The organism is Pseudoxanthomonas sp. LjRoot204_2 (assembly GCF_056175765.1).
In genome coordinates this window covers 1-5,314 of record NZ_JBGFFG010000236.1, presented here as the reverse complement: position 1 = coordinate 5,314, position 5,314 = coordinate 1, and the positions used below count along the sequence as shown (strand labels likewise).

Here is a 5,314-nt window from a genome sequence, read left to right as displayed (position 1 = left end):
GATCGTGATCCGAGACGGTCGTGCCGCGCTCGATGGTGCCTGCCACCTGGAGGGCGCCGCCGGCATGCAGCAGGGCTTCGAAGAGCGTTGTTTTGCCGGCGCCGGGGTGGCCTGCCAGGGCCACGTTGCGGATCTGTTGTGTGCTGTACGACATGAGGCCGTTCCTCCCGTGGGTTGGGTCGAAGGGCCGTCATGGCTGTCCGGGCTGAGCGCGTCCCGTGAGCGTGCGCTCGGCGGGCGGTCATGGCGGGCGGCCAGCATCTGCGCGTGCGGGGGAGGGGTCAAGTCGCACTGCGGTACATGGCGTGAACATCCGTCGGTGTACCCTTCGCTTCCCCTGACCCGAGGAGCACGACCATGGCTTTGAAGCGTTACGCGGATGCGGTGTGGGCTGGCGATCTGCAGTCCGGCAAGGGCAGCCTGAGCACGCCGCAGAGCGGCCTGTTCGAAGGCCAGAACTATTCGTTCAAGACCCGCTTCGGCGACGAGAAGGGCACAAATCCGGAAGAACTGCTGGCGGTCGCCCATGCCGGCTGCTTCACCATGGCGTTGTCGGCGGTGCTCGGCAAGGCGGGCTTCACGCCCGACAAGCTGCAGACGCGCGCCGAGGCGACGATGGAACCGGGCATGGATCCGGGCCCGACGATCACCGCGATCAAGCTGACCGTCTCGGCGAGCGTGCCGGGGATCAGCGCGGCGCAGTTCGAGGAGATCGCCCAGCAGGCCAAGGCGGGTTGCGTGATCTCGCGCGCGCTGTCTGTGCCGGTATCGCTGGAGGCGACCCTGCTTTGACGGACACGCGGRCCGCCTTGTTCGTGCATGGCGCGGGCGGTGGCGGTTGGGAGTGGAATGTGTGGCGTGGCGTGTTCGAGGCGGCGGGCTTCCAGGTGGCGGCCCCCGACCTCGTGCCCGTGCGCGGCGACGTGGCGGCCACGCATATCGAGGACTACCAGGCGCAGGTGCGCGCGGCGTTGGCGGCATTGCCGCGGCCGCGCGTGCTGGTCGGTGCGAGCCTGGGCGGATTGCTCGTACTGGATGCCGCCGAGGGTGCGGATGCGGTGGTGCTGGTGAATCCGTTGCCGCCGGCGCCGTGGCACGTGGACATGCCGGCACGCGACTGGCCCGATGTGGTGCCGTGGCGGCGCGACGCGCGATTGTCCGGCACACTCAGGGCACTGCCCGAGGCGGACGACGCGACGACGTTGTACGCGTTCCGCCGTTGGCGCGACGAGTCCGGTGCCGTGCTGCGCGAAGCCCATGGTGGTGTCGCGGCGGAACGTCCCGCATGCCCGATGCTGTGCGTGGCGTCCGCGCAAGACGACGACGTGCCGCCTGCGATCACGCGGGCGATGGCCGAGGCGTGGGGCGCGGAGGTGCTGCAAACGGTCTCAGGTTCGCATGTCGGGCCGTTGCTCGGGCGCGAAGCGGCCGGCATTGCCGCGCAAGCTGTCGAATGGCTAAACCGGGCCGCGAAAACCGGCTGAGTTCAGCCATGTTTCACCCGCATCGGCCGAGCATGCCAGCACGCCAATCCGGCGTGGGGGAGTACCCGACATGAAGCGTCTATCCGCCACCGTGCTGGCCATCGGCCTGCTCGCTTCCGGCGTGGCATCCGCGCAGTCCACGCGCTATTACGGCACGACGGACCGCTACGGCGACGAACCCTATTACGACTACGCGCGCGTGGTCCGCGTAGACCCGGTCATCGACAACGGCTACCGTGAGACGCGCGGCGCGGCCCAGCAGTGTTACTACCGGGATGCCGACGACGTCTATGCGCGGGACGACTATCGTGGCGATGTCTACGGGACTCGCGACTACGGCGATGTCTACGACAGCGGCGACTATCGCGACGTTTACGGGCAGGACGGTTATGGCGAACGCCGCGTATCCAGCGGAGGCAACGAAGCTGGCCGTACCGTGGCCACCGTGATCGGCGGTATCGCCGGTGCGGTACTGGGCAGCAAGGTGGGCGACGGCAGCGGACGCTATGTCGGCACGGCGGTGGGCTCCATGGTCGGCGGCATGGCGGGCCGCTCCATCTACGACAACAGCCAGCGCAACCGCCAGGTGCAGCGCGGGCAGGTGCGCGTCTGCGATCCGGTGCCCGCGAACGACGGTCGATACGATGAACGCTACGAACGCGACGGGCGCGTTTCAGGGTACGACGTGACGTACGAATATGGTGGCCGTACCTACCGTACCCGCACCGGCTACCACCCGGGCGATCGCATGCGCGTACGCGTGGACGTGCGTCCGGAATGACGGAGCGGGCATGGTGAGCCCGATGTGGCAGGCGGGCGAGAGTCGCGAGAAGGGGCCGCAAGGCCCCTTTTCCATGGGCGTTGCCGTGCCGGCCCACTCCGCGCATAGTCCCGCGCTGGATCAATGCGGGGGTGGGATATGCGGCATTTGGCGTGGGGGGTGGCGGGCTTGCTTGCGTGCACGGGCGTCGTGCAGGCCCAGGTGAAGTTGGTGACCGGCGCGCGCGTGCATACCCTGGATCCTGCACGCCCTCTCGTCGAAGCGATGGCATGGGACGAGCAGGGCCGCATTCTGGCGGTCGGTGATGCGCGTGATCTGCTGGCACGTTATCCCGGCGCGAGACGCATCGATGCGCCGGGCAAGACGGTGATTCCGGGTCTGATCGACGCGCACGGCCACGTCATGGGATTGGGCTACGCACTGATGCGGGCGGACCTGGTGGATGCGGCGGACAAGGCCGAGGTCATCGCGCGCCTGCGCGCTTTCGAGATGTCATTGCCACCGGGGGCGTGGCTACTGGGCGGTGGCTGGGACCAGAACGACTGGCCGGGCAAGGCCTTTCCGACGGCCGAAGATCTCGATGAGGCGTTTCCCGACCGTCCCGTCTGGCTCGAGCGCGTGGATGGCCATGCGGGCTGGGGCAACAGCGCGGCGCTGCGTGCCGTCGCTGCGAAGGCATCGCGTCCGTTGGACGGCGACTGGCAGCCCGAGGGCGGGCGCATCGAGCGCGTCGCAGGCAAGCCTACCGGGGTGTTCATCGATGCCGCCATGTCGCTCGTCAATGACGTCGTCCCGGCACCGGATGCGGCCTATCGCCGACAGGCGCTGGAGAAGGCCACGCAGGCCGCCGTGCGCCATGGCCTGACGGGCGTGCACGACATGGGTGTGTCGCGCGAGGACCTGGCGCTGATGAAGCAGTTCGCCGATGAAGGCCGCCTGCCGCTGCGCATCGATACCTACGCCGACGGCAATGGGGACGCACTGGCGGATCTGTGTGCGCACGGCCCGTATCGCCACGCGGGCGGCCGCCTGCAGATGCGGGGCGTGAAGCTGTACGCCGACGGTGCCCTCGGCAGCCGAGGCGCTGCCCTGCTGGAGGACTACAGCGACGATCCCGGCAACCGTGGCCTGCTGRTGACCGAGCCGGCGGCGCTGGAAGCGGCGATGCGCAGGGCGCGCGGCTGCCACGTCCAGGTGGCCACGCATGCGATCGGCGACCGTGGCAACCGGCTGGTGCTGGACACGTACACCCGCGTGCTCGGCGATGCTGCGAAGACCGACCATCGCTGGCGGATCGAGCACGCGCAGGTGGTGGCGCCGGAGGAATTCCCGCGGTTCGCCGCACTGGGCGTGATCGCGTCGATGCAGCCCACGCATGCGACCTCGGACATGCCCTGGGCGCAGGATCGCCTGGGCCCGACGCGCATCAAGGGCGCCTATGCGTGGCAGCGCCTGCAGGCGAGCGGCGCGAAGCTGGCGCTGGGATCGGATTTTCCAGTGGAATCGGTCGATCCGCGGCGCGGACTGCACGCCGCGGTGACGCGCCAGGACGGGCACGATGCGCCCGCGGGTGGCTGGATGCCCGATCAGCGCCTGAGTGCGGGCGAAGCGCTGCGCGGCTTCACCGCCGATGCGGCATGGGCGGCGCACGACGAGGCGGAGGTGGGCAAGCTAGCTCCCGGCCTGCGTGCGGACTTCGTCATCCTCGACGAGGATCCCCTGGCCGTGCCGGGCGAACAGCTCGATGCGCTGCACGTCCGCTCTACCTGGGTGGATGGCAGGCCGGTGTACGAGGCGAAGTAAGTTCTTGCCTCTGTGGGAGCGACGTCAGTCGCGACGGCTCACCGCGCCCGGTCGCCTCGCGCATTCAAGGACTGCGCTTTCGCGACTGACGTCGCTCCCACAAGAAGCCGCCATCGTTACCAGTCGATCTGGCCGGTCACGATGGTGCGCACATGGCCGCCGGACCAGACATCGCCGGCAGGGTCCACGCGCAACTGCAAACGGGCGTCGTAACCGACTTCGCGGCCCTGGCTGACGACGTAGCGTCCGTCGCGGCCGGGCAACGCGTTGCGCGACGCCAGCCAGGCGGCCAGCGTCGCGTTGGCCGCACCTGAAGCCGCGTCCTCGAAGGCGGCGGGCGCGCCGACGAAAGCGCGCACGGCCAGGTCGTAGTCGCGGCCCGGCGTTCGTGCATAGGCGCAGACACCCATGCTCTCGGTAGCGCGCGCCAACGCACTGATCGCGTCCCAGTCCGGCGAGGCGCTGCGGAGCGTGGCTTCGTCGCGCACCTCGGCGAGCCACCAACGGCGGCCACCGTCGACGAGAGCGGCGGGCAGCACACCTGGCGACAGGCCTTCGAGGGCGGCGCCCAGCAGGCCATCGCCCGAGGGATCGCCTTCCTTCAGCACCGTCGCGCGCGGCGTGCGCACGGCGATGGTGCGGTCCGCACCGTCGCCATCGACACGCAGCGGCAACACGCCCACGACGCCTTCCTGCATCAGCACGCCGTCGACCGGCGCGGCCAGGCCCGCCTCCAGCACCACGTGCGCGGTGCCGACGCTGGGATGGCCGGCGAACGGCACTTCGCGGCGTGGACTGAACATGCGCACAGCGTAACTCGCGCCCGGTCGGGTGGGCGCGAACACGAAGGTGGTTTCCGGCAGGCGCGTCCAGCGGGCGATCGCCTGCATGGCGGCATCATCGAGGCCGGCGGCGTCGAGGACGACGGCCAGCGGATTGCCCGCGCCGGGGCGGTCGGCGAACACGTCCAGCTGGACGTAGCGGCGGAGGGTCATGGGGGCGTTGTCGCGTGGGGGCCGCGCAGCTTACCAATTCACCTGGCCGTCGATGACCGGCTGCACCTGACCGCCGATCCAGACTTCGCCTTCGTCGTCCACCGTCAGGTGAACACGGCCATCGCGACCGAGCTCGCGGCCCTGGCTGGCCAGATAGCGGCCCGCAGTGCCGGGCAACGCGCCCGCGGCATTCAGCGCGGCCGCGATGCAGGCATTGACGCTGCCGGTGACCGGGTCTTCCGGGATGTTGT

Annotated in this window: 7 protein-coding genes; 4 read left to right on the top strand and 3 right to left on the bottom strand. The window is 69.7% G+C overall.

Annotated features, from left to right (window positions below):
* A partial coding sequence (locus AC04L7_RS11800; protein WP_475513064.1) for a GTP-binding protein occupies positions 1-154 on the bottom strand: 154 nt, incomplete at its 3' end.
* A gap of 203 nt (positions 155-357) precedes the next feature.
* Between AC04L7_RS11800 and AC04L7_RS11795 the strand changes: the two genes are divergently transcribed.
* The 4 genes from AC04L7_RS11795 to AC04L7_RS11780 all read left to right on the top strand — a co-directional run bounded on the left by AC04L7_RS11795 (position 358) and on the right by AC04L7_RS11780 (position 4,068).
* Positions 358-792: an OsmC family protein gene (locus AC04L7_RS11795; protein ID WP_056878156.1), complete on the top strand. Its 435-nt coding sequence runs from the start codon at positions 358-360 to the stop codon at positions 790-792.
* Positions 789-1,484: an alpha/beta hydrolase gene (locus AC04L7_RS11790; protein WP_475513063.1), complete on the top strand. Its 696-nt coding sequence runs from the start codon at positions 789-791 to the stop codon at positions 1,482-1,484. The genes AC04L7_RS11795 and AC04L7_RS11790 overlap by 4 nt, the downstream gene beginning before the upstream one ends.
* 70 nt (positions 1,485-1,554) lie before the next feature.
* On the top strand, positions 1,555-2,265 hold the full coding sequence (locus AC04L7_RS11785; RefSeq protein WP_299346213.1) for a glycine zipper 2TM domain-containing protein: 711 nt from the start codon (positions 1,555-1,557) through the stop codon (positions 2,263-2,265).
* 168 nt (positions 2,266-2,433) lie between these two features.
* Positions 2,434-4,068 carry an amidohydrolase gene (locus AC04L7_RS11780; protein WP_475513062.1) on the top strand — a complete coding sequence of 545 codons (1,635 nt, stop codon included), beginning with the start codon at positions 2,434-2,436 and terminating at the stop codon, positions 4,066-4,068.
* Positions 4,069-4,184: 116 nt separating this feature from the next.
* Here AC04L7_RS11780 and AC04L7_RS11775 read toward each other — a convergent pair whose 3' ends face one another.
* Complete coding sequence (locus AC04L7_RS11775) at positions 4,185-5,063, bottom strand: PhzF family phenazine biosynthesis protein (RefSeq protein WP_435999915.1); 879 nt, start codon at positions 5,061-5,063, stop codon at positions 4,185-4,187.
* Positions 5,064-5,093: 30 nt separating this feature from the next.
* A partial coding sequence (locus tag AC04L7_RS11770; RefSeq protein ID WP_475513061.1) for a PhzF family phenazine biosynthesis protein occupies positions 5,094-5,314 on the bottom strand: 221 nt, incomplete at its 5' end.